16 protein-coding genes are annotated in these 22,518 nt (G+C 66.6%); 9 read left to right on the top strand and 7 right to left on the bottom strand.

Annotation, left to right across the window (positions count from 1 at the left end):
* Positions 1-85: 85 nt before the first annotated feature.
* Positions 86-979 (bottom strand): amidohydrolase family protein, encoded by an 894-nt coding sequence (locus CLU86_RS19030; protein ID WP_099742728.1) that lies wholly within the window; start codon positions 977-979, stop codon positions 86-88.
* Between the two features lie 157 nt (positions 980-1,136).
* Between CLU86_RS19030 and CLU86_RS19025 the strand changes: the two genes are divergently transcribed.
* The 8 genes from CLU86_RS19025 (at position 1,137) to CLU86_RS18990 (ending at position 13,927) form a co-directional block, all read left to right on the top strand.
* Entirely contained in the window at positions 1,137-1,922 is a 786-nt protein-coding gene (locus CLU86_RS19025) for a crotonase/enoyl-CoA hydratase family protein (protein WP_099742727.1), read from the top strand.
* 148 nt (positions 1,923-2,070) lie between these two features.
* Entirely contained in the window at positions 2,071-3,948 is a 1,878-nt protein-coding gene (locus CLU86_RS19020) for a feruloyl-CoA synthase (RefSeq protein ID WP_099742726.1), read from the top strand.
* A 61-nt stretch (positions 3,949-4,009) separates the two neighbouring features.
* On the top strand, positions 4,010-4,795 hold the full coding sequence (locus CLU86_RS19015) for an SDR family NAD(P)-dependent oxidoreductase (protein ID WP_099742725.1): 786 nt from the start codon (positions 4,010-4,012) through the stop codon (positions 4,793-4,795).
* A 69-nt stretch (positions 4,796-4,864) separates the two neighbouring features.
* Positions 4,865-5,854, top strand: coding sequence for a Bug family tripartite tricarboxylate transporter substrate binding protein (locus CLU86_RS19010; RefSeq protein WP_099742724.1), 990 nt, complete (start codon positions 4,865-4,867; stop codon positions 5,852-5,854).
* A gap of 320 nt (positions 5,855-6,174) precedes the next feature.
* Positions 6,175-7,959 carry an acyl-CoA dehydrogenase family protein gene (locus CLU86_RS19005; protein ID WP_099742723.1) on the top strand — a complete coding sequence of 595 codons (1,785 nt, stop codon included), beginning with the start codon at positions 6,175-6,177 and terminating at the stop codon, positions 7,957-7,959.
* 126 nt (positions 7,960-8,085) lie between these two features.
* Entirely contained in the window at positions 8,086-9,795 is a 1,710-nt protein-coding gene (locus CLU86_RS19000; protein ID WP_099742722.1) for a tannase/feruloyl esterase family alpha/beta hydrolase, read from the top strand.
* A 324-nt stretch (positions 9,796-10,119) separates the two neighbouring features.
* On the top strand, positions 10,120-11,877 hold the full coding sequence (locus CLU86_RS18995; RefSeq protein ID WP_099742721.1) for a tannase/feruloyl esterase family alpha/beta hydrolase: 1,758 nt from the start codon (positions 10,120-10,122) through the stop codon (positions 11,875-11,877).
* 319 nt (positions 11,878-12,196) lie between these two features.
* Positions 12,197-13,927, top strand: a complete 1,731-nt coding sequence (locus CLU86_RS18990) for a tannase/feruloyl esterase family alpha/beta hydrolase (protein WP_099743705.1) — start codon at positions 12,197-12,199, stop codon at positions 13,925-13,927.
* Between the two features lie 6 nt (positions 13,928-13,933).
* Here the strand turns inward: CLU86_RS18990 and CLU86_RS18985 are convergent, their stop codons facing one another.
* From CLU86_RS18985 to pcaB, 3 genes are all read right to left on the bottom strand, one after another.
* A complete protein-coding gene (locus tag CLU86_RS18985; RefSeq protein WP_099742720.1) occupies positions 13,934-15,454 on the bottom strand; it encodes a fumarate hydratase in 1,521 nt (506 codons plus the stop codon).
* 175 nt (positions 15,455-15,629) lie between these two features.
* Positions 15,630-16,631: a tripartite tricarboxylate transporter substrate-binding protein gene (locus tag CLU86_RS18980; protein ID WP_099742719.1), complete on the bottom strand. Its 1,002-nt coding sequence runs from the start codon at positions 16,629-16,631 to the stop codon at positions 15,630-15,632.
* A gap of 70 nt (positions 16,632-16,701) precedes the next feature.
* On the bottom strand, positions 16,702-18,081 hold the full coding sequence (pcaB, locus tag CLU86_RS18975) for a 3-carboxy-cis,cis-muconate cycloisomerase (protein ID WP_099742718.1): 1,380 nt from the start codon (positions 18,079-18,081) through the stop codon (positions 16,702-16,704).
* A 97-nt stretch (positions 18,082-18,178) separates the two neighbouring features.
* Between pcaB and CLU86_RS18970 the strand changes: the two genes are divergently transcribed.
* Positions 18,179-18,907 carry a GntR family transcriptional regulator gene (locus tag CLU86_RS18970; RefSeq protein ID WP_099742717.1) on the top strand — a complete coding sequence of 243 codons (729 nt, stop codon included), beginning with the start codon at positions 18,179-18,181 and terminating at the stop codon, positions 18,905-18,907.
* 101 nt (positions 18,908-19,008) lie between these two features.
* On the opposite strand, the gene CLU86_RS22955 is transcribed toward CLU86_RS18970, so the two are convergent.
* The 3 genes from CLU86_RS22955 to CLU86_RS18960 form a co-directional block, all read right to left on the bottom strand.
* Positions 19,009-19,170: a hypothetical protein gene (locus CLU86_RS22955; protein ID WP_199175152.1), complete on the bottom strand. Its 162-nt coding sequence runs from the start codon at positions 19,168-19,170 to the stop codon at positions 19,009-19,011.
* 248 nt (positions 19,171-19,418) lie between these two features.
* Positions 19,419-20,894, bottom strand: coding sequence for a cytochrome c oxidase accessory protein CcoG (ccoG, locus tag CLU86_RS18965; protein WP_099742716.1), 1,476 nt, complete (start codon positions 20,892-20,894; stop codon positions 19,419-19,421).
* A 148-nt stretch (positions 20,895-21,042) separates the two neighbouring features.
* Positions 21,043-22,461 (bottom strand): PLP-dependent aminotransferase family protein, encoded by a 1,419-nt coding sequence (locus CLU86_RS18960; protein ID WP_099742715.1) that lies wholly within the window; start codon positions 22,459-22,461, stop codon positions 21,043-21,045.
* Positions 22,462-22,518 lie beyond the last annotated feature (57 nt).

Raw genomic sequence — 22,518 nt, 5'->3', positions numbered from 1 at the left:
ACGGGCAGGTATTTTTGAACGCATTCCGGTACCAGCGCAGGTACGCCCAGCGCGAGCGGATGGGCGTTTTGAATGCCTTTCAGCCTCAGGCGGCCTTTGCTGGCTCCGCCTGGGCCTTGTCCAGCCCCAGCAACCGCACCGCATTGCCCTTCAAGATGCCGGGCATCACATCGGGCTTGAAGCCCGCTTCCTGAAAGTCCTTCATCCAGCGCTCGGGCGTGATCAGTGGGTAGTCGCTGCCGAACAGGATGCGGTCCTTGAGCAGCGTGTTCGCGTACTGCACCAGTTGCTTGGGGAAGTACTTAGGACTCCAGCCCGACAGGTCGATCCACACATTGGGCTTGTGCGTGGCCACGCTCAGTGCCTCGTCCTGCCACGGAAAGCTCGGGTGGGCCATCACGATCTGCATGTCGGGGAAGTCGATCGCCACATCGTCCAGGTGCATGGGGTTGCTGTATTCGAGCCGCAGGCCACCGCCGCAACGCATGCCGCTGCCAATGCCGCTGTGGCCGGTGTGGAAGATGGCGGGCATGCCGTACTCGGCAATCACCTCGTAGATGGGCCAGGCCATCTTGTCGTAGGGGTGGTAGGCCTGCACCGTGGGGTGGAACTTGAAGCCCCGGATGCCATGCTCTTCGATCAAGCGGCGGGCCTCGCGCGCGCCCATCTTGCCCTTGTGCGGGTCGATGCTGGCAAACGCCATCATCATGTCGCTGTTGGCCTTGGCCGCCTCGGCGATCTCTTCGTTGGGGATGCGGCGGCGGCCCATCTTGGATTCTGCGTCCACGGTGAACATCACCAGGCCAATCTTCTGCTCGCGGTAGTAGGCCACCGTCTCGGCGATGGTGGGGCGGCGGCCGTTCTTGAAGTACTTGTCCGCAGCGCGGTCGTACTCCTCGCCATAGTTGTCAAACGGGTTCCAGCAGCTCACCTCGGCGTGCGTGTGGATGTCGATGGCGAGCAGGTTGGCGTGGTCCATGGTTGTCTCCTGTGGGCGGCGTCTTTTGACAGTGCGGGGCCTGGATGCGCGCCAATCCTATGACGCAGATCAAGGGTAAGTACTGAGAAAAAACAGGTTTTGCTTGCTTGAATTGGTTATTAACTATAACCACAATTCCCATCACACGAAAGACATCATGACCCATCCAGACATCCATTTCGAGCTGCGCGGCGACCACCAGGAAGTGGCCGTGATCCGCCTGACCCGCAGTGCCAAGCGCAATGCCTTGAACGACGGCCTGATCCTGGCCCTGCGTGACCTGTTTGAAACCATGCCCGCCAGCGTGCGCGCTGCCGTCATTGATGGCGAAGGCCCCCACTTCTGCGCGGGGCTGGACCTGTCAGAGCTCAAAGAGCGCGACGCAGGCCAGGGCCTGCACCACTCGCGCATGTGGCATGCCGCGCTGGAGCGCGTGCAGTACGGCCCCGTGCCCGTCATCGCGGCGCTGCACGGCGCCGTGGTGGGCGGCGGGCTGGAGCTGGCCAGCGCCTGCCACATCCGCGTGGCCGATGAATCCACCTTCTACGCCCTGCCCGAGGGCTCGCGTGGCATCTTCGTGGGCGGCGGCGGCGCGGTGCGCATCCCCAAGCTGATTGGCGCTGCGCGCATGACGGACATGATGCTCACCGGCCGTGTCTACAACGCGCAAGACGGCGAAAAAGCGGGCTTTGCCCAGTACCTCGTGCCCGAAGGCCAGGCCTTTGACAAGGCTTTTGAGCTGGCCGTGCGCGTAGCGCAGAACGCACCGCTGACCAACTACGCCCTGATGCACGCCCTGCCCCGCATTGCCGAGCAGCCTGCCGACCAGGGCTTCTTCACCGAAGCCATGATGGCCGCGATTGCCCAGAGCGCCCCCGAGGCCAAGCAGCGCCTGGCCGACTTCCTGGAAGGCCGCGCAGCGAAGGTGAAGCCCTCCCCCTGAGCGGCTGCGCCGCTTCCCCCTCCTCTCGCTGCGCGGGGAGGGGGACGACGCCATCGCTGCGGGGCGGCCCTTGCTAGGCGTCCACTGGCAATGGCCGCGCGAACATCCCAAGCAGCGCGCAATAGAACAATCAAGAGACAAGAAAACCATGACCACAGCCCCCTCCACTGCCCGCTACCGCCCGATGAACTTCGGTGTCACCCGGGTCAACCTGCGCGAAGGCGCGCCGGGCGTGCGCTACCTGCAGGCCGACTTGCCGCTGGGCGCCTTTGCGCGGCGCGTGACGGACTACCTGGTGCACTGGGCCGAGACCACGCCCGACCACAGCTTTCTGGCGCGGCGCGAGCAGCTGGGCACAGGCAAGCAGTTGCAGACGGGCGACTGGCAGCATGTGAGCTACGCACAGGCGCTCGATGCCGCCCGCAGCATTGGCCAGGCCCTGCTGGACCGGGGCCTGAATGCCGAGCGCCCGGTGGTGGTGCTGAGCGAGAACACCATCGAACACGCGCTGCTGGCGCTGGGCTGCATCTACGCGGGGGTGCCCTACTGCCCCGTGTCGCCCGCCTACGCCACCGTGAGCCAGGACTACGACAAGCTGCGCCACGTCATCGCCACCCTCACCCCCGGGCTGGTGTTTGCGGCCGACGGTGCGCGCTACGGCAAAGCCATTGAAGCCACCGTGGCCGCCGATGTGGAGGTGGTGCTGGCCCAGGGCAGCATCGAGGGCCGCGCCACCCAGACGTTCGGCAGCCTCAAAGCCACCCCCGCCACGCCTGCCGTGGATGCGGCCATGCATGCCACCGGCCCCGGCACCATCGTGAAGTTCCTGTTCACCAGCGGCTCCACCAAGATGCCCAAGCCGGTCATCAACACCCAGCGCATGTGGTGCGCCAACCTGCAGCAAATCTCACTGTCGCTGCCCGTGCTGGCCGAAGCCCCGCCCGTGCTGGTGGACTGGCTGCCATGGAACCACACCTTCGGCAGCAACCACAACTTCGGCCTCACGCTGATGCACGGCGGCACGCTCTACATCGACGACGGCAAGCCCACGGGCGCGCTGATTGGCGAGACCCTGCGCAACCTGCGCGAGATCGCGCCCACCGTGTACTTCAACGTGCCCACCGGCTTTGAAATGATTGCCGAGGCGATGAAGGCCGATGCGCAGTTGCGCACCAACCTGCTGTCGCGCGTGCGCATGTTCTTCTACTCGGGCGCCGGGCTGGCCCAGCCCGTGTGGGACAGCCTGCACGCCACGCAAGAGGCCGCCATTGGCGAGCGCATCGTGATGTGCACCGGCTTAGGGATGACCGAATCCGCCCCCTCGGCCATGTTCTGCAACAGCCCCGACGTGCGCTCGGGCCACATCGGCGCGCCCGTGCCCGGCATGGTGCTCAAGCTGGTGGAGGTGGACGGCAAGACCGAGGTGCGCTACCGGGGCCCCAACGTCACGCCCGGCTACTGGCGCTCTGACGCCGCCACGCGCGACGCGTTCGATGACGAAGGCTACCTGTGCACCGGCGACGCCGTGAAGTGGATTGACGAGGACAACATCCACCGGGGACTGGCGTTTGACGGCCGCATTGCCGAGGACTTCAAGCTCTCCACCGGCACGTTTGTGAGCGTGGGCCCCATGCGCGCCAAGATCATCGTGGCGGGTGCACCCTACATCCAGGACGTGGTGCTTACCGGCCTGAACATGAAAGAAGTGGGCGCCCTGCTGTTCCCCTCGCCCGCCTGCCGCGAAGTGGCGGGCCTGGGCACGGACGCCCCCTGGGCCGACGTAGTGGACCACCCCGCCGTGCGCCAGCGCATCGAGGCCGTGCTCGACGAGCTGGCCCGCGAGGCCACGGGCAGCGCCAGCCGCGTGGCCCGCGCGCTGCTGATGACCGAGCCGCCCTCCATCGACCTGGGCGAGATCACCGACAAGGGCTCGGTCAACCAGCGCGCGGTGCTCAAGCACCGTGATGCGCTGGTGCAGGCCCTGCATGCCGACACGGCGCCCCACATCCTCAAGCCCGGCGCCTGAGCCCCCACGCCCACACGACCCGCAGCAAAAACAGGTACGACAGCCTGACAGGACACACACCATGCAAATCCAAGGACAAGCCGCCCTCGTCACCGGCGGCGCATCGGGCCTCGGTGAGGCCACCGCACGCGAACTGGCCCGCCTGGGCGCCAAGGTCGCCGTGCTGGACCGCAATGCCGAACTGGCAGGCAAAGTGGCCGCTGCCATCAACGCAGAGTTTGGCAACGGCAGCGCCGTGGCCTGCCCCTGCGACATCACCGACCCCGCCAGCGTCACCGCCGCCATCGAGCAGGCGGCCGCCGCCCACGGCCCGGCGCGCATCCTCATGAACGTGGCGGGCATCGGCAGTGCCAAGCGCGTGGTGCAGCGCGACGGCAGCGCCGCGCCGCTGGAAGACTTTGTGCGCGTGGTGCAGATCAACCTGATCGGCACCTACAACGTGAGCCGCCTGTTTGCCGCCGCCTGCGCCAAGCTGCCCGTGCTGGACAACGGCGAGCGCGGCGTGATGGTGTTCACCGCCTCGGTGGCGGCCTTTGACGGGCAGGTGGGCCAGCAGGCCTACAGCGCATCGAAGGCCGGCCTGGCGGGCATGACGCTGCCCATGGCGCGCGATCTGGCGCAGCACGCCATCCGCGTGTGCACCGTCGCCCCCGGCCTGTTTGCCACGCCGTTGATGCAAGAGCTGCCCGAGGCCGTGCAGCAGTCCCTCGCTGCTAGCATCCCGTTCCCGCCGCGCCTGGGCAAACCCCAAGAGTTTGCGGAGCTGGCCTGCCATATCGTGACCAACGGCCACCTCAATGGCGAGGTGATCCGCCTGGATGGCGCCCTGCGCATGGCCCCCCGGTAAGCGCAAGCTGCCGCCCCTTTTCGATTTTTTCGCACGTCATTGCACCAAGACACACAACAGGAGACAACCATGACGACACGCCGCCAATTTGTGCAAGCCTTTGGCTCTGCCGCCGCCCTCGGGGCGCTGTACCCCTTGTCTGCATCGGCCCAGCCGGTGGACCAGGTGAAGGTGCTGTTCGGCTTTCCGGCCGGCAGCTCGGGTGACACCGTGGCCCGCCGCGTGGCCGAGAAGTTCCTCGGCACCGCGTATTCCAAGAACGCTGGGGTGGTGGAGAACAAGCCCGGCGCGGGCGGCCGCATTGCGCTGGAGGCGCTGAAGGCCGCACCGGCCGACGGCAGCGTGCTGGCCGTGGCGCAGGTCTCGGCCATCGCCAACTACCCGCACATCTACAGCAAGATGAACTACACGGACAAGGACTTTGCGCCCGTGTCCATCGGGGCCATCATGCACCACGGCCTGGCCGTGGGCCCCATGGTGCCCGCCAGCGTGAAGACGGTGAAAGACTTCCTCGCCTGGGCCAAGGCCAACCCCAAAGAAGCCAGCTACGGCTCGCCCGGCGCGGGCTCCACGCCCCACTTTTTGGGCGCGCTGCTGGGCATCAACAGCGGGGTGGAACTGCGCCACGTGCCCTACCGTGGCTCCATCCCCGGCGTGACGGACGTGGTGGGCGGGCAAATCGCGGCCATGGTCACACCGCACGGCGACTTCATCGCCAACTACAAGGCGGGCAAGATCCGCATCCTGGCCACCTCGGGCCCCAAGCGCTCGATGTATGTGCCCGATGTGCCCACGTTTGCCGAGCAGGGCTTTCCTGAGCTCACCACCGAAGAGTGGTTCGGCTTCTACGCCCCGGCCGCCACGCCCAAGCCCATCATTGCGGCGGCCAACGCTGCCATCAACGCGGCGCTGAAGGAAAAATCCGTCACCGACAGCCTGGCCATCGTGGGCCTGATCCCGCACGGCACCACCCCCGAGGAAATGGCCCGCTGGCAAAAGGCCGAGTACGACACCTGGGGGCCGCTGATCAAGAAGATCGGGTTCACGGCAGAGTCCTAAAGAGCACCCCCCTGAGGCGCTTCGCGCCTTCACCCCCTCTCTCACGCTGGCGCGTGGGAGGGGGACGCCGCCAGCGCGGCGGGGCGGGGCGGCCCTCGCCTGGTGCGTCGGTATCGACGGGCGAAGGGAAGCGCAACCGTTGCAGTGCGTCGCCGCCCACCTCGCCCCGATCCGTTCGGGCTGAGCCTGTCGAAGCCAAGGCACGCTGCCCGCGCAGCCTTCGGCAAGCCAGGAGCGGCGCTATGTCAACGATTTCAAATAAAAACAGCCCCTAGCGCTTATCCATCAGGCGCAAGCAGCTATCAAATCAAGAGCAAACCATGCAAGCACGCCAGTCCCTCGCTGACATCCAGTTCCTGCTGACCGAGGTACTGCACGCTCCCGCGCAGTGGCAGGCGCTGGCGCCGTTTGCCGAGACCGATGCCGACCTGGCGGCACAGGTGCTGGAAGAAGCCGCCAAGTTTGTGGACACCGCCATCGCCCCACTGCAACGCGTAGGCGATGAGGTGGGCTGCCGGTTTGACGCGGGAAAAGTGCACACCCCGCCGGGCTTTCGCGAGGCGTACCAGGCCTTCTGGCAAGGCGGCTGGCCAGCCCTCGCCTGCGCGCCCGAGGACGGCGGCCAGGGCCTTCCCGCCGTGCTGGAGTGCGTGCTGTACGAATGGCTGGACGGCGCCAACCACGGCTTCACCATGGCGCCCGGCCTGCTGCACGGTGCGTACGAATGCCTCAAGCACCATGCCAGCGACGAACTCAAGGCGCGGTATCTGGAGAAGGTGGCCACCGGCGAATGGCTGGCCACCATGTGCCTGACCGAAGCCCACGCGGGCAGCGACCTGGGCCAGGTGCGCACACGCGGTGTGCCGCAGCCGGACGGCAGCGCGCGGGTCAACGGCAGCAAGATCTTCATCTCGGGCGGCGAGCACGACCTGACGGACAACATCGTGCACCTGGTGCTGGCGCGCTTGCCCGATGCACCGGCTGGCCCGAAGGGCCTGTCGTTGTTCCTGGTGCCCAAGATGTTGGAGAGCGGTGACGGCCGCCGCGCCGGGCCGCCCCAAGCAAGGCCAGCCCCCTCGGGGGGCAGCGAACCACACGAAGTGGGGAGCGTGGGGGTACCGAACGCAGTGGTCTGCGAGCGCATCGAAGAAAAAATGGGCCTGCACGGCAGCCCCACCTGCGTGATGCGTTTTGACGATGCCACCGGCTGGCTGGTGGGCGAGCCGAACAAGGGCCTGGCCGCCATGTTTGTGATGATGAACGCCGCCCGCCTGCACGTGGGCCTGCAAGGCATTGGCCTGCTCGAAGCCGCCTGGCAAAAGGCCAGCGCCTACGCCGCCGAGCGCCGCCAGATGCGCGCCCCCGGCGTCAGTGGCACAAGTGGCACCAGCCTCATCCAGGACCACCCCGCCATCCGCCGCACGCTGCACACGCAGCGCGCCTGGATCGACGGCGGGCGCGTGCTGGCCTACCACACAGGCGTGCAGCTGGACGTGGCCCAGCACAGCACCGACGCGGCCGAGCGCGCCGACGCGCAGCGCTGGTGCGCCCTGGTCACACCCGTGCTCAAGGCCGCGTTCACCGACCAGGGCTTTCACGGCGCCAGCGCCTGCCTGCAGGTGTTTGGCGGCCACGGCTACGTGAGCGAATGGGGCATTGAGCAGATCGTGCGCGACGCCCGCGTGGCCATGATCTACGAAGGCACCAACGAGATCCAGGCCATCGACCTGCTGGTGCGCAAGGTGCTGACCGATGGCGGCGCGGGCATGCAGGCCCTGCTGACCACCCTGCCCGCGACGCCCCGCCGCAACGCCCTGGCGCAAACCACGCGCGACCTGGTGGCCGCCGTGGCCGAACACGCCGACCAGCCCGAGCTGCCCTACTGGGTGGCCGACGACTACCTGCGCGCCACCGCGCTGGTGCTGCTGGAATGGGCCTGGGGCCGCATCACCGGCACGCCGGGCAGCGCCACCGCGCGCTGGCAAGACCCGGCCCACGCCCTGCGCACCTGGGTGCTGCCCGAGTTCGACATGCGCCTGGCCATCGTGCGCCAGCGCCTGAGCGACGCGGCCACGCCTCAAGAGAAATTGCTCTCTAGCGCTTGATGGATAAGCGCAAGCAGCTATTGATTCAATAGCAAAACCAAACCACATCCCTTCCCCACCCACAGCGTGTTGAGGCCACGCTGCGGGCGACCTTGCGCCTCGAAAAAACCAACCGGAGACAACAGCATGAACCGTACGAAAAGAAGAATGTGCTTGCACCCTCTCGCCCTGTCCGCCCTGCCAGCGGCCCTGTTGATCGGGTGCGGGGGTGGGTCGTCAGATGCAGGGCTGCCGCAGCTCAGCGCAGCCACCCCGGGGACGCTGGCCACTTGCGCAGACTTGGTCAGCAAGTTCAAACACCCCAACACCCAGATCACCCAGGCCGAGCCGGTGGCTGCGGGGGCTGTGAGCTGGGGCAGCGCCCCCGTGGCTGCGCATTGCCTGGTGCGCGGCGAGATGTTCGCACGCACCAGCCCCCAGGACGGGCAGCGCTACGCCATTGGCTTTGAGATGCGCATGCCACTGGCTTGGAACGGACGCTTCTTCTACCAGGCCAACGGTGGCTCCGACGGCGTCATCTGGCCTGCACTCGGCTCCCAACCTGGGCCGCAGCCCACCGTGGCGCTGCAGCAAGGCTTCGCCGTCATCAGCTCTGACGCGGGCCACTCCGGACAGGGGAACCTGACCTTTGGCATTGACGCCCAGGCACGGCTGGACTATGGCTACCAGGCGGTGGCCAAGCTGACCCCCATGGCCAAGGAACTGATCTCATCCGCCTACGGAAGAAAACCCGACCGCTCCTACATCGGAGGCTGCTCCAACGCAGGCCGCCACACCTTTGTGGCCATGACACGTATGCCAGGTGAATACGACGGCTACTTGGCAGGGGCACCCGGCTACCGCCTGCCACTGGCCGCCATCGCCAACCAGTTCGGTGCCAAGCAATACGCCAGCGTTGCTACCGACCCAGCGGACTTGTCCACTGCCTTCACATCCGCAGAGCGGGCCATGGTCTCAGCCAAGATACTGGAAAAATGCGATGCACTCGACGGTTTGAAGGACGGCATCGTGCAAGACACCGCCGCCTGCCAGGCCAGCTTCAACTTTCAACGCGACGTGCCCAGCTGCACGGGCCAGCGCGACGGCAGCTGCTTGACGCCCGCCCAAAAGACAGCCATCGCGCCCATCTTCTCGGGCGCAGTGGACAGCAAGGGCAACAAGTTCTACGCAAGCTTCCCGTTTGACACCGGTCACAACGCGGGCGACTCGTCGTTTTGGGAGTTCTTTGTTTCGACAAACATCGATTCGGCCATGACGGCCATGACCTGGGGCTCGCCGCCAGTCAACCCCAGCGGGTTCAACAGCGCAGCGTTTGCCCTGACCACCCCCATCGACACGATGCTGGCGTCGGTTGGCGCCACCAGCGGCGTGTACACCGAATCAGGTCTGTCATTCATGCAACCCGTCAATCCCACGAACCTGACCACGCTCAAGCAACGCGGCGCCAAGGTCATGGTCTACCACGGTGTGAGCGACCCGATTTTCTCGGCCAACGACACGGCCAGCTGGTACGACGGCCTGCGCAGCAACAACAACGGCGATGCATCGAACTTCGCGCGCTATTACCCCGTACCCGGCATGTCGCATTGCGGCTTAGGTCCGGCCACCGACCAGTTCGACATGCTGACCCCGCTGGTCAACTGGGTAGAAAAGGGCCAGGCGCCCGACCAGGTGATCGCCGGAGTGCGTGCTGCAGGCAACGTTGCAGGCCCCAACCCCGACCTGCCCGCCAGCTGGCCCGCCACCCGCACTCGCCCACTGTGCCCCTACCCTCAGGTCGCCCGCTACAACGGCACGGGTGATGTAGAGAGCGCCAGCAGCTTTAGCTGCAAGTAGCCAGGGCGCCGCCGGGGGTAGCCAGCATGCGGGCTCTGCCGGCCACCTTGGCGCAACGCGCTGGCACGCAACCGCCCACGCACTGCACACCTTGGTGCTTCGTTATGTACCCAATTGGCCTGATTAGTTACTTGCCTCAGATACAACCCCATCCGTTCGGGCTGAGCCAGGTCGCTGATCAGGCAAATTAGCCTGCAATGATGGATACAAAAGCGCTGACAGCTATTAATTCAATAGCAAAACTCCCCTCCTCCCCATCCGCAGCGTGTTGAGGCCACGCTGCGGGCGACCTTGCGCCTCGAAAAACCAACCGGAGACAACCGAATGAGCACCCGACAGAACCGTGCCTTTTACGCTGCGCAGCCATCCACCGGCCGCTACCACCCCACCCTGGCGCTCTCGGCCATCGCCGTCGCCCTGCTGGCGGGGTGTGGCGGCTCAGACGCGGGCTTGCCGCAGCTCACGGCTGCGCAGCCCGCCACCCTGCAGTCGTGCGCCACGCTGGCCAGCAGCCTGGCATTGCCCGACACGCGCATCACATCGTCGGAACTGGTGGCCGAGGGCGGCCTGACGGCCACGGGCGTCACCACGCCCATCCCCGCGCACTGCCTCGTCAAAGGCAAGATGAAAGAGCGCACCGGCCCGGTGGACGGCGCGGCCTACGCCATCGGCTTCGAGATCCGCATGCCCGTCAACTGGAACGGCCGCTTCCTCTACCAGGCCAACGGCGGGCTCGATGGCTCGGTGGTCACCGCGCTGGGCTCCGTCAGCGGCGCTGCCCCCGTGGCCCCTGCGCTGGTGCAGGGCTTTGCGGTGCTCAGCTCAGACGCGGGCCACGGCGCGCCCACGCCCTTCTTCGGGCTGGACCCGCAAGCCCGGCTGGACTACGGCTACCAGGCCGTGGGCACCCTCACCCCCATGGCCAAGAACCTGATCAAGGGCGCCTACGGCAAGGCCCCAGACCGCTCGTACCTGGCAGGCTGCTCCAACGGCGGGCGCCACGCCATGGTGGGCGCATCGCGCTATGCCGAGCAGTACGACGGCATCCTGGCGGGCAACCCCGGTTTTCACCTGCCCAAGGCGGCCACCACCCAGTTGTGGAAGGCCCAGCAATACGCCAAGGTGGCAGGCAAGGACGCCAGCGGCCAGCCCGACCTGACCACCGCCGTCACGCCCGCCGAGTTCAAGCTCATCAGCAGCAAGATCGTGGCGAAGTGCGATGCGCTGGACGGCGTGGTCGACGGCCAGGTTCAGGATGTGGCCGCCTGCCAGACCGCCTTCAACCTGCAAACCGACGTGCCCACCTGCACCGGCTCGCGCGATGGCTCGTGCATCTCTGCCGAACAAAAGGGCGTGCTGGCCAGCATCTTTGCAGGCCCCAAGAACAGCAAGGGCGAAGCGCTGTACACCGGCACCTGGTTTGACCCTGGCATTGCGGGCGCCAACTTTGCGTCATGGCACTTTGGCTCGCCCGCCACGCGCGATGCGGGCGCGGTGGCCTTCATCTTCACCACACCGCCCAGCACCGTGGCGGCCTTCAGCGCCACCACCGGCCTGCAGTACGCGCTGAACTTCAGCATGGAGACGGACTACCCCAAGATGTTCGCCACCACACCGCTGTATACCGAGTCGTCCTGGTCCTTCATGACACCGCCCAATGAGGCAGACCTGAGCCCCCTGAAAAACCGTGGCGGCAAGATGATCGTCTTCCACGGCGTGGCCGATGGCGTGTTCTCGCCTATCGATACCGCCCAATGGATGGACAAGCTGCAGGCCAACCATAACAACGACGCAGGCGCATTCGCCCGCCTGTTCATGGTGCCCGGCATGAACCACTGCTCCGGCGGCCCCGCCACCGACCAGTTCGACATGCTGGCCCCGCTGGTGGCCTGGGTCGAGCAAGGCAAGGCCCCCGACAGCGTAACGGCCAAAGCTCGCGGAGCAGGTGCCAATGTGGTCAACACTGAAGTGCCCAGCACCTGGTCTGCCAACCGCACTCGCCCCCTGTGCGTGTACCCCAAAGTGGCACGCTACAACGGCACGGGCGATGTAGAAAGCGCCAGCAGCTTCAGCTGCAAATAAGCCCGGCGGCGCAGCGCGGTTAGCGCACACCTTCGCGCCAAGCACCACGCACCGCGCTCGCCCCGCAGCAAATGGCCCTGGACTGGCACGCCCGTCCAGGGCCTTTGCGTTTTGGTCCTGCGCGCAGCACCGATCTGCGAGGGTCGAGGTTGGTGAATAATGCCGCAAGCTATGGATTCAGTAGCAACCAAACACCTGTTTTCAAGCGCATCCGCCGCATTCATCTCGTCCCTCTGCGAGCACACTGAACACCAGACCACCGCAAGACCATCGCCGGATGACCGCCTCACCACTCACCCAACCAACAACCAAAAGCAGCATGAACCACTCCCATCAGCGCACGCCTTTGTCGCCTTTATTGCCCTTGTCCGGCATCGCGCTCAGCCTGCTGGCCATGGCCGCCCCGGCCCACGCTGCGTTGCCCCAGCTCACGGCAGCGCAGCCCGCCACCTTGCAATCGTGTACCGACCTGGCCAGCCGCCTGAAGCTGCCCGACACCCGCATCACCTCGTCAGAGCTGGTGACGGAAGGCAACCTCACCATCAAGGAGATGACCACGCCCGTGCCCGCGCACTGTCTGGTCAAAGGCAAGATGAAAGAGCGCACCAGCCCGGTGGACGGTGCCGCGTATGCCCTGGGCTTTGAGATCCGCCTGCCCGTGCAGTGGAACGGCCGCTTTCTGTACCAAGCCAACGGCGGGCTGGACGGAGAAGTGGTGCCTGCCCTGGGCGCTGTCAGCGGTGGTGCCCCCGTGGCCCCTGCGCTGGTGCAGGGCTTTGCGGTGCTCAGCTCGGACGCAGGCCACCCCACGCCCAGCCCGTTCTTCGGCGTAGACCCGCAGGCCCGGCTGGACTACGGCTACCAGGCCGTAGGCACCCTCACGCCCATGGCCAAGAGCCTGATCCAAAGCGCCTATGGCAAAGGCCCAGACCGCTCGTACCTTGCCGGTTGCTCCAACGGAGGCCGCCACGCCATGGTGGGTGCATCGCGCTATGCAGACCAGTACGACGGCATTCTGGCGGGCAACCCCGGCGTGTACCTGCCCAAAGCCGCAGCCACCCAGTTGTGGAAGGCCCAGCAATACGCCAAGGTAGCCAGCAAAGACGCCAACGGCCAGCCCAACCTGAAGAGCGCCGTCACCCCCGCAGAGTTCAAGCTCATCAGCAGCAAGATCGTCGAGAAATGCGATGCGCTGGATGGCGTGACCGATGGCCAGGTCAACGACGTGGCGGCCTGCCAGGGCGCCTTCAACCTGCAGCGCGACGTGCCCACCTGCACCGGCGCACGCGACGGCACCTGCATCTCTGCCGAGCAAAAGAAGGTGCTCACCACCATCTTTGCAGGCCCCAAAAACAGCAAGGGCGAAGCCCTATACCCCGGCACCTGGTGGGACCCCGGCGTGATGGGCAGCAACTTTGCGTGGTGGCACTTTGATGCGCCCCCTACGCGCAACGCAGGCTCTGTGGCCTTCATCTTCACCACGCCACCCATCTCGGTGGCCGACTTCCGCGCCAAGACGGGCATGCAGTACGCGATGGAGTTCGACCTGGAAACCGACTTCCCCCGCATCTTCGCCACCACCGCGCTGTACCCCGAATCGCCTTGGGCCTACATGACGCCGCCCAACGCCACAGACCTGAGCGGCCTGAAGAACCGCGGCGGCAAGATGATCGTCTTCCACGGCACCGCAGACTCGGTGTTCTCGCCCATCGACACCGCCCAGTGGATGGACCAGCTGCAAGCCCACCACGGCAACCAGGCCGACACCTTTGCGCGCCTTTTCATGGTGCCCGGCATGAACCACTGTGCAGGCGGCCCCGCCAACGACCAGTTCGACATGCTGGCCCCGCTGGTGGCCTGGGTGGAACAAGGCAAGGCCCCCGACACGGTGACCGCCAACGCCCGTGGCGCTGGGGCCAATGTGGTGAACACTGAACTGCCCGCCAGTTGGTCAGCCAACCGCACGCGGCCGCTGTGCGTTTACCCCAAGGTGGCACGCTACAACGGCACGGGCGATGTAGAGAGCGCCAGCAGCTTTAGCTGCAAGTAAGGCGCCTCAGGCTGTGGTTGCAGCGCTATCGGCTGCAGCCACGGCAAAGCGATGGATGCTGCGCCCCTGCGCATCCACCGCCACCGTCACCGGGAAGTCGTGCAGCGTAAATTCGTGGATGGCCTCCATCCCCAGATCGGCAAAGGCCAGCACGCGCGAGCGGGTGATGGAGCGCGACAGCAAGTAGGCCGCGCCCCCCGTGGCGCTGAGGTAGGCGCCGCCATGGCGGCGAATGGCGGCGATGGCCTCAGGCCCCCGCTCGGCCTTGCCAATCATCACCAGCAGGCCGGTGTGGGCCAGCAGTGGCTCCACGAATTTGTCCATGCGCGTGGCGGTGGTGGGGCCTGCAGGGCCCACGGCTTCGCCCGCCACGGCATCCACCGGGCCCACGTAGTAGATGGCGCGGTTGCGCAGGTCTACGGGCAGCGGCTCACCACGTGCCAGCAGTTCGACCAGCCGTTTGTGTGCCGCATCGCGCGCCGTGAGCACGGTGCCCGACAGCAACAGCGTCTGGCCCACTTTCCAACGCCCTACCTCGGTGCGGCCCAACTGGTCCAGGTCCACACGCACTGCGTCGGCCACCGTGAAGTGGTCGGGGATGCCCTCCCACGCCTGCATCGAAGGCTCCTCGACTACGGCAGGCCCGCTGCCATCCAGACGAAAACGCTGGTAGCGTGTGGCGGCGCAGTTGGGCACCAGTGCCACCGGGATGGTGGCCGCGTGGCAGGGCGCGGTGCGCACTTTCACGTCGAGCACGGCCGAGAGGCCACCCAGCCCCTGCGCGCCAATACCCAGGGCGTTGCTGCGCTGGTGCAGATCCAGCCTCAGCGCGTCTTCCGGGGTGGCCGCGCCGCGCTGCTGCAAGGCATCCATGTCCAGCGGGTCGAACAGCGACAGCTTGGCCAGCAGCATCGCCTGCTCAGGACTGCCGCCAATGCCAATGCCCAGCACGCCTGGTGGACACCAGCCCGCGCCCATGCCGGGCAGCTGGCTCAGCACCCAGTCGGCCACGCTGTCGCTGGGGTTCAGCGTGGCAAAGCGGGCCTTCACATCACCGCCGCCCCCCTTGGCCACCACCAGGGCCTCCAGCGCGTCGCCCTCCACCAGTTCGCAGTGCAGGGTGGCGGGCGTGTTGTCGTGGGTGTTGGTGCGCAAGCCCAGCGGGTCGGACACCATGGTGGCGCGCAGGGGGTTGGTGGGGTCGCCATAGGCCGTGCGCACGGCCTCGTTCACCACGGCCTGCAGGCTTTGCAGCGGCTGGCCGTCGTGGCGGTGCCAAGCCACACCCAACCCCACCCGCAAAAAGACCTGTGCCACGCCCGTGTCCTGGCACAGCGGCCGGTGGCCCTGGGCAGCCATGCGGCTGTTGACGAGCAATTGCGCCAGTGCCGCCTTGGCGGGCGGGTGGGTCTCTGCGGCATGGGCCAGCCGCATCGCGCGCACAAAGTCGGGCGGGTGGCGGTAACTGGCCAGTTGCAGGGCCTGCGCGATGCTGGTGGCCAGGTCTTCCTGGGCGATGCGGGTCATGGGGCGATCTCGGTCATGTCGGGGGTCGATGGCGGTCGCATTGCCGTCAGCAGGTTGCACTGCGTTAGAGGGCGCGCGGCATCAACCACCGTTTGGGCTGAGCCTTTCGAAGCCCTGCGCGGCGCTTCGACAGGCTCAGCGTGAACGGCCTTTTGGCGTGGAAGAACAATGGGCATCAATCAATCTGGATCTTGGCGTCGGTCGCCACCTTGCGCCACTTTGCGACCTCGGCAGCGGTGTGCTTGGCCAGAGCGTCCGGCGCGTACTGCGCTTCGGGCAACAGGTGGATGCCTTGCGATGCCATGCGAGTGGTCCACTCCTTGTCGGCCAGGGCCTTGATGTACGCCTGATGCAACTTGGTCACCACGTCCTTGGGCACGCCTTTGGGGGCGTACAGGCCGTACCAGGTGGCGGCTTCAAAGCCAGGCAACGTCTTCTCGGCCAATGGGGCCACGCCAGGGTATTGCTGTGGCATGGGCGTGAGCGAGGTCAGCGCGATGGCGCTGATACGCCCGCCCTGCACCTGGGGCAAGGCGGTGTTGCTCTGGTCAAACATCGCATCCACCTGGCCGCCCACCAGATCGTTCATAGCAGGGCCTGCGCCTTTGTACGAGATGGAGGTGACCTGGACACCCGCGCGCGATTCGAACAGCGCAGCGATCAGGTGCGAGGTGGAGCCCACGCCCGCATTGCCGAAGTTGATCTTGCCGGGCGCAGCCTTGGCGGCGGCGATCAGCGCATCGGCCGTTTTGTAGGGGGAGCTTTTGGGCACCAGCAGCACCAGCGGCGTGTCCGGGAAGCGGAACACTGCATCGAAGTCCTTCACTGGGTCGTAGCTGAGCTTTTTGTACAGCGAGGGCGCGGCGCCCATGTAGCCCATGTGGCCGACCAGGAAGGTGTAGCCATCGGCCGTGGATTTGGCGGCCTTGCCCGCACCAATGGTGCCGCCCGCGCCGGCCGCATTCTCAATGACGATGGCCTGGCCGATTTGGCGACCCACCTTGTCGGCAATGTCGCGCGCCATGGCATCGGTGGGGCCGCCTGCGGCGAACGGCACGATCCAGGTGACCGGCTTGGCGGGCCAGGCCTGGGCGTGGGCAGTGGTGGCAGTGCCCCACAGCGCCGCAGTGGCAATTGCAACGGCGGCCGTGCGGCCAAGGGCCTTGGCGATGTTCATGGTGTTGTCTCCGGGTGTGGTTGTAGTGGGAAATGCAGTGCGGCTTCGCGCAACGATCAAAGGAGGTCGATCACAAGGGGTCGTACGCGGCCGACGCCGCCACGGCGCGGTCCACCATGGCGGGCGCCAGGCCCAGGTAGTTGGCGGGGTCGGTCAGGCGGTCGATGGCGGCGCGGTCGAAGTGCTGCGCGACGGCGGGCAGCGCGGCCAGGGCCTCGGCCAGCGTGCCTCCCTGCTCGTTGACGGTGCGGCAGGCGTCGTAGACCACGTCGTGCGCCTGCTGGCGGCCCATGGCGGGGGCCAGGCCCATCATCACGGCCTCGGCAACGATCAGGCCCTTGGAGATCGCCAGGTTCTGGCCCATGCGCGCCTCGTCCACGATGAGGCCCCCCAGCGCAAATTTCGCCTGGTGCAGCGCGCCAGCGGTGAGGATGAAGCTCTCGGGCAGCGCCAGCCATTCGGCATGCCAGGGGCCGGTGGCGCGCTCGAAGTCCTGCACCATGGCGTCGACCATGAGCCCTGCGTGCTGGCGCACGGCCTTGGAGGCGGCCAGCATCAGCTCGCTGGAGATGGGGTTGCGCTTTTGCGGCATGGTGCTGCTCGCGCCGCGCCCTTTCACGAAGGGCTCGTACACCTCGCCGAACTCGGTGGACGCCATGATCATGATGTCCAGCGCGATCTTGCCCAGTGAGCCGGTGACGAGCGCCAGCAGGTTCACCGCCTCTGCGAATCCGTCGCGCGCGACGTGCCAGGTGGTGGCCGGCACGGCCAGGCCCAGCTCATCGGCCAGCGCGGCCTGCACCTCCAGGCCCTTGTCGCCCAGCGAGGCCAGCGTGCCCGCAGCCCCGGCGAACTGCACCACTAAAACGCGCTTGCGCAGCTCGGCCAAGCGCTCCTGATGGCGGTCGAACATGGCCAGCCAGATGGCGACCTTGTAGCCGAAGGTCACCGGCAGCGCCTGCTGCAGATGGGTGCGCCCGGCCATAGGCGTGTCGCGGTGCTTTTGCGCCAGCGCGGCCAGAATGCCGCGCAGCGCGCGAATGTCGGCCTCCACGACCTCCAGGCCCGCGCGCACCTGCAACACGTTGGCGGTGTCCATGATGTCCTGCGTGGTGGCGCCCCAGTGCACATAGCGGCCAGCCTCGCCGCACATCGCCACCATCTGGTGCACCAGCGGCAAGATGGGGTAGCCCACGATGTCGGTCTCGTGCCGCATGTGGTCGAAGTTCACGCGGTCTAGGCGCGATTCGCGGGCGATGGCTTCGGCCGCGTCGGCGGGAATCACACCCACGCGCGCCTCGGCGCGGGCCAGGGCCACCTCGACTTCGATGTAGCGGGCGATCAGGCTCTGGTCCGAGAACACGTCGCGCATGTGGGCCGTACCAAAGGCATCGCGAAACAAAACCGAATCCAGAACCGTGCTGGCGGGCGAAAACAGAGAAGAAGACATGGCGGTGCGGAATATGTTGATAAAATACGAACATATTAATTTGTTCGAACAAACAATTCCACAGGGATAACCCTGGGTGCCTGCCCCCCCGCTTTGCATGACCGCCAACACCACCGACCTCGCCCGCGACCTGTCAGAAGGCATCGCCAACGGCCGTTACGCCTTAGGCACGCTGTTGCCCACCGAATTTGAGCTGTGTGAGCAGTACGGCCTGAGCCGCTACGCCGTGCGCAAGGCGCTCGATACGCTGCAGGCGCTGGGCCTGATCTCTCGGCGCAAGAATGTGGGCACACGGGTGGAGGCCATGCGCCCGCTGGCAGGCTTCACCCAGTCCATCGCCACCGTGGAAGAACTGGCCCGCTTTGGCGCAGAGCATGTGCGCACGGTGCGATCTACCGGCGAGGTGGTGACCGACCTGCCCTTGGCCCAGGCGCTGGATTGCCCCGGTGGCACGCGCTGGCTGCACATTGCCTGCCTGCGCATGGAGGGCGGCAAAAAGGCGCGCCCCATCTGCTGGCTGGACCTGTACATCGACCCCGCCTATGCAGACATTGGCGAGCTGGTGCGCAATGCACCCGAAACCTTGGCCAGTTCCTTGATCGAAGAGCGCTACGGCCGCCGCATTGCGCGCATTCGCCAGAGCATCGAGGCCGTGCAGATTCCACGCGAGCGCAGTGAAGACCTGGGCGCCGAGGCCGGGTCACCCGCGCTGCAGATCACGCGTCACTACCTGGACGCAGCCGACCAGGTGTTTGAAATCTCCGTTTCGCTGCACCCGGCCGACCGCTTCAAATTTGCGATGGAGCTGACCCGCAGCCGGGACTGAGTCCAGTCCCATGCTGCTGCCGTTCTTGTCGCCGACAACCATGGCGTGGCCGGGGTAGTCGCTGCTTGATGCCGCAACGGCCATCTCTGGAAACCAGCCGCCTACTCCGACGCGCCCGCCGCCCGTTCAGCCGCCTCTTGCCGCAGCCGGGCTTCTTCTTTCGCCTTCTTCCCTTGGTCGTGGTGCCATTTGATGGCGTAGAACATGCACGAGCCAAACACGATCACCTTGAAGGTGATGAAAACGACTGGGACCCAATCCATGGTTTGATTTTTCCTGGCTGTTGATGGGCACGGCCATGTGTGCAGTGCCCTGCTGGCGCCCGTAGCACCGTTGGAGGCGCGGGGAATGTGGAGCGGCAAGCAGGGGGCGATGTTACCGAGCCTGCGAACCGCGTGGCCACATCAGTTGGTTGCGCAGGGGTGCATAGCAGATGGGCCGCAGCCCTGCGCGGCCTGCCGGGATAGCGCCCCAGCAATAGACCGCATGCGTAGCAGCACCCCGTGAACCACTACCGTGGCTGTATGAAGCTGCTGGAGCGGGTGCGCTGCTGCTGCGCATCTACCAGCGACTGCACCTGCAGGGCAATGGGTGTGATGGTGGACACGCCCCGACCAGGGTCCGCGCCGCTGGTGGAGCGGTAGGGCTGCACCACCGCCACGGCCACCGTACGCTCTTCGCCTGATGCAATGACCACGGGCTCTTGCGGCGGCATGCGCAGTGGCGTGTCGCCCGCCAGGGCGATGCGGTAGGCGTGGGCCTGGGTGTCGTAGTTCTGGATGTGCACGCGGTAGATGTTCTCTACATCGCCGTTGCGCAGCTGGCGCGCCATCACTCCCCGGTCGCGCACCACCTCGACCTGCAGCGGCACGCGCCAGGCCACCGTGGCCACCACGGCCAGTGCCGTCAGCCCCAACAGCACAAAGTACACCCGCACCCGGCGCTGACGCAAGGTGTGGCGCCAGTCGGCGCCCTGCTGCGAGGCAAAGCGGATGAGCCCCTGGGGCTGGCGCGCCTTGTCCATCACGCGGTCGCACGCATCAATGCACAGGCCGCAGCTGATGCATTCGTACTGCAGGCCGTTGCGGATGTCGATGCCTGCGGGGCACACCTCTACGCACAGGTTGCAGTCCAGGCAATCGCCCCGGCTGGGGGGTTGCGCTGTGCTGGCTGCCGGCACCGATGCACGCACCGCTGCTGTTTGTGCCGCTGCGTTCGCTACGGAGTGGGCCGTGCTGCGGCGCGGCTCGCCACGGGGCACGTCGTACACCACCGACTGCGTTTGCGGCGTAGCCATCACGCCCTGAAAGCGCGCATAGGGGCACATGTGCTGGCAGACCTTTTCGCGCAAAAAACCCGCCTGCGCCAAGGCAAATGCGGCGTAGCCCAGCATCAACGTGGACTCGGCCCCGCCCAACTGGCCCTGCCAGGTGCGCTGCCACAGTGCAGGCGCGCTGGAGAAGTAGGCGGTGAGCGTCCAGCCCAGCGCCAGCGACACCGTTGCCCACAACGCCCAGGTGAGCAGCCGCCGCGCCCACAGCGCGGCGATGACGACTGGGGCGCCACTGGCCTGCCTGCGCTGACGCTGGCCGGGGGTGCCCTGCACCCGCTGCTCGATCCAGATGAACAGCGCCGTATAGACCGACTGCGGGCACACAAAGCCGCAGAAGATGCGGCCACCCACGGCAGAGGTCACAAACAAGGCCAGCGCCCCACCGATCAGCAGCAGCGTGAGCAACAACAAATCCTGCGGCCCAAACAACCCACCAAACAAATGCACCTGCTGGCGCACCAGGTCAAAGCTGACCAGCGGCCGCCCCTGCCACTGCGCCCAACACAGGCCAAAGAACAGCATCTGCGTGATGCCAATGGACCACCAGCGGGCCCGGTTGAAGCGCCCCGCAATCGCACGGATGCCAAACTGCAGCGTGGATTGGGGAGGGTAAAAGTGAATGGGCTGGGCGCGTGGCGCGGCGGCGGATGACATGGCTGGCTCCTGCGGCCGGCGGGGTGCCAATGCACCCCCACACAGGCCGCCTTGTGTACCAGCTAGTAGGCCTGTGATGGGCTATGAAAAACAGCGGCAGAGGCTGCGGTTGGGGGGCATAGCAGCAGCGGATTCAGCCGCATTGCTCCTACCCAGCCGCCATTCCTCGCACCAACCCACCCAGCACATGCGTAGCCCGCGTGATGTCGTGGGCGGGGGCTGCGGCGAAGTTCAGGCGAATGCAGTGCGCAAAGCGCTGGTCGGCTGAAAACAGCTGACCGGGCATGAGGCTCACGCCCGCTTGCAGCGCCTGGCGCATGAGGGCCAGGGCGTCGATGTGGGGGGCCAACTCTAGCCACAGAAAGTAGCCGCCCTGTGGGCGCGTGACGCGGGCGCCTGCAGGGAAGGATTCGGCGATGGCGTCGATCATCACGTCGCGTTGCAGGGCCAGGGTTTGGCGCAGTCGGCGCAGGTGCAGGTCGTAGCCGCCTTGGGCCAAGTAATCAGACAGCGCGGCCTGCGGTGGCACGGAGGCCGAGAGGCTGCTCATGACCTTGAGGCGCTCGACGGCCCGCGTCCAGCGCCCAGCGGCCACCCAGCCCACGCGGTAGCCGGGGGCCAGGGTTTTAGAGAACGATGCGCAGTGGATGACCCAGCCTTCGGGATCAAACGCCTTGATGGGGCGCGGCTTGTGGGCGCCTGCGTACAGGTCGCCGTACACGTCGTCTTCGATCAGAGGCACCTGGTAGCGCGCCAGCAAGGCGGCCAGGGCTTGCTTACGGTGCTCGGGCATCAGCGCGCCCAGCGGGTTTTGGAAGTTGGGCATGAACCAGCAGGCCTTGGCTTCACCGCTGGCAAGGGCTGATTCGAGCGCAGCCAGGTCCACCCCTTCGCTGGCGCTGGTGGGCAGTTGCAGGGCGCGCAGCTTCAGGCGTTCAATGGCTTGCAGCGGGGCATAGAACGTGGGGGCCTCCAGCAGCACGAGGTCGCCCGGCGAGGTGACGGCTTGCAGGCTGAGGTTGAGCGCATCCATGGCGCCGTTGGTGATGACGATCTCGTCCACCTCGGCGCGCGCGCCATCCACCGCGTAGCGCTGCGCAATTTGCTGGCGCAGGCGCAGGTGGCCGGTGGTGAGGTCTTCGATGAGTTTGTGCGGTGGCAGGCGGCGCAGGGCCGTGCCCATGCAGCGGGCCAGCCGATCCAGCGGGAACAGGGCCGGGTCGGGGAAGGCCGAGCCCAGCGGCACCACGTCTTTGCGGCGCGAGAGGTTCAGGATCTCTACCACCAGGTCATTGATGGCCACGGTGTGGGAGGTGAGCGATGGGCGCGAGGTGTCCGGCCCTTGCAGTGGCTCTTGCAGGCGCGGCAGCACGTAGTAGCCCGAGCGCGATCGCGCCTGGATCACGCCGCGCGACTCCAGCAGATAGTAGGCCTGGAAGACGGTGGACTGGCTGATCTTGCGCCGCTCGCTGCACAGACGCACCGAGGGCAGCTTGTCGCCCACGCGCAGCGAGCCCGAGCGGATCAGGGCATGGATTTCGTCAGCGAGTTGCTCGTATTGCGTCATGGTGAGGGAGCGCACGGCCCGCGCCCCAGGATGATGACGCGGCCTGCTGTGGACATT

Origin of the sequence: Acidovorax sp. 62, assembly GCF_002754495.1 — a bacterium.
Taxonomy (GTDB): Bacteria; Pseudomonadota; Gammaproteobacteria; order Burkholderiales; family Burkholderiaceae_C; genus Acidovorax.
The sequence above is the reverse complement of the archived record's forward strand: the minus strand, read 5'-3'. Positions and strand labels throughout refer to the sequence as shown.

Bases quoted from the DNA above. Each gene is read 5' to 3' on its own strand.
- CLU86_RS19010 (WP_099742724.1), top strand. From the start codon at position 4,865: ATGACGACACGCCGCCAATTTGTGCAAGCCTTTGGCTCTGCCGCCGCC.
- pcaB (WP_099742718.1), bottom strand. From the start codon at position 18,081: ATGTCTTCTTCTCTGTTTTCGCCCGCCAGCACGGTTCTGGATTCGGTT.
- CLU86_RS18995 (WP_099742721.1), top strand. From the start codon at position 10,120: ATGAGCACCCGACAGAACCGTGCCTTTTACGCTGCGCAGCCATCCACC.
- CLU86_RS19030 (WP_099742728.1), bottom strand. From the start codon at position 979: ATGGACCACGCCAACCTGCTCGCCATCGACATCCACACGCACGCCGAG.
- CLU86_RS19020 (WP_099742726.1), top strand. From the start codon at position 2,071: ATGACCACAGCCCCCTCCACTGCCCGCTACCGCCCGATGAACTTCGGT.
- CLU86_RS18990 (WP_099743705.1), top strand. From the start codon at position 12,197: ATGAACCACTCCCATCAGCGCACGCCTTTGTCGCCTTTATTGCCCTTG.
- CLU86_RS18970 (WP_099742717.1), top strand. From the start codon at position 18,179: ATGACCGCCAACACCACCGACCTCGCCCGCGACCTGTCAGAAGGCATC.
- CLU86_RS18985 (WP_099742720.1), bottom strand. From the start codon at position 15,454: ATGACCCGCATCGCCCAGGAAGACCTGGCCACCAGCATCGCGCAGGCC.
- CLU86_RS19000 (WP_099742722.1), top strand. From the start codon at position 8,086: ATGAACCGTACGAAAAGAAGAATGTGCTTGCACCCTCTCGCCCTGTCC.
- CLU86_RS22955 (WP_199175152.1), bottom strand. From the start codon at position 19,170: ATGGATTGGGTCCCAGTCGTTTTCATCACCTTCAAGGTGATCGTGTTT.
- CLU86_RS18980 (WP_099742719.1), bottom strand. From the start codon at position 16,631: ATGAACATCGCCAAGGCCCTTGGCCGCACGGCCGCCGTTGCAATTGCC.
- CLU86_RS19015 (WP_099742725.1), top strand. From the start codon at position 4,010: ATGCAAATCCAAGGACAAGCCGCCCTCGTCACCGGCGGCGCATCGGGC.
- ccoG (WP_099742716.1), bottom strand. From the start codon at position 20,894: ATGTCATCCGCCGCCGCGCCACGCGCCCAGCCCATTCACTTTTACCCT.
- CLU86_RS19005 (WP_099742723.1), top strand. From the start codon at position 6,175: ATGCAAGCACGCCAGTCCCTCGCTGACATCCAGTTCCTGCTGACCGAG.
- CLU86_RS19025 (WP_099742727.1), top strand. From the start codon at position 1,137: ATGACCCATCCAGACATCCATTTCGAGCTGCGCGGCGACCACCAGGAA.
- CLU86_RS18960 (WP_099742715.1), bottom strand. From the start codon at position 22,461: ATGACGCAATACGAGCAACTCGCTGACGAAATCCATGCCCTGATCCGC.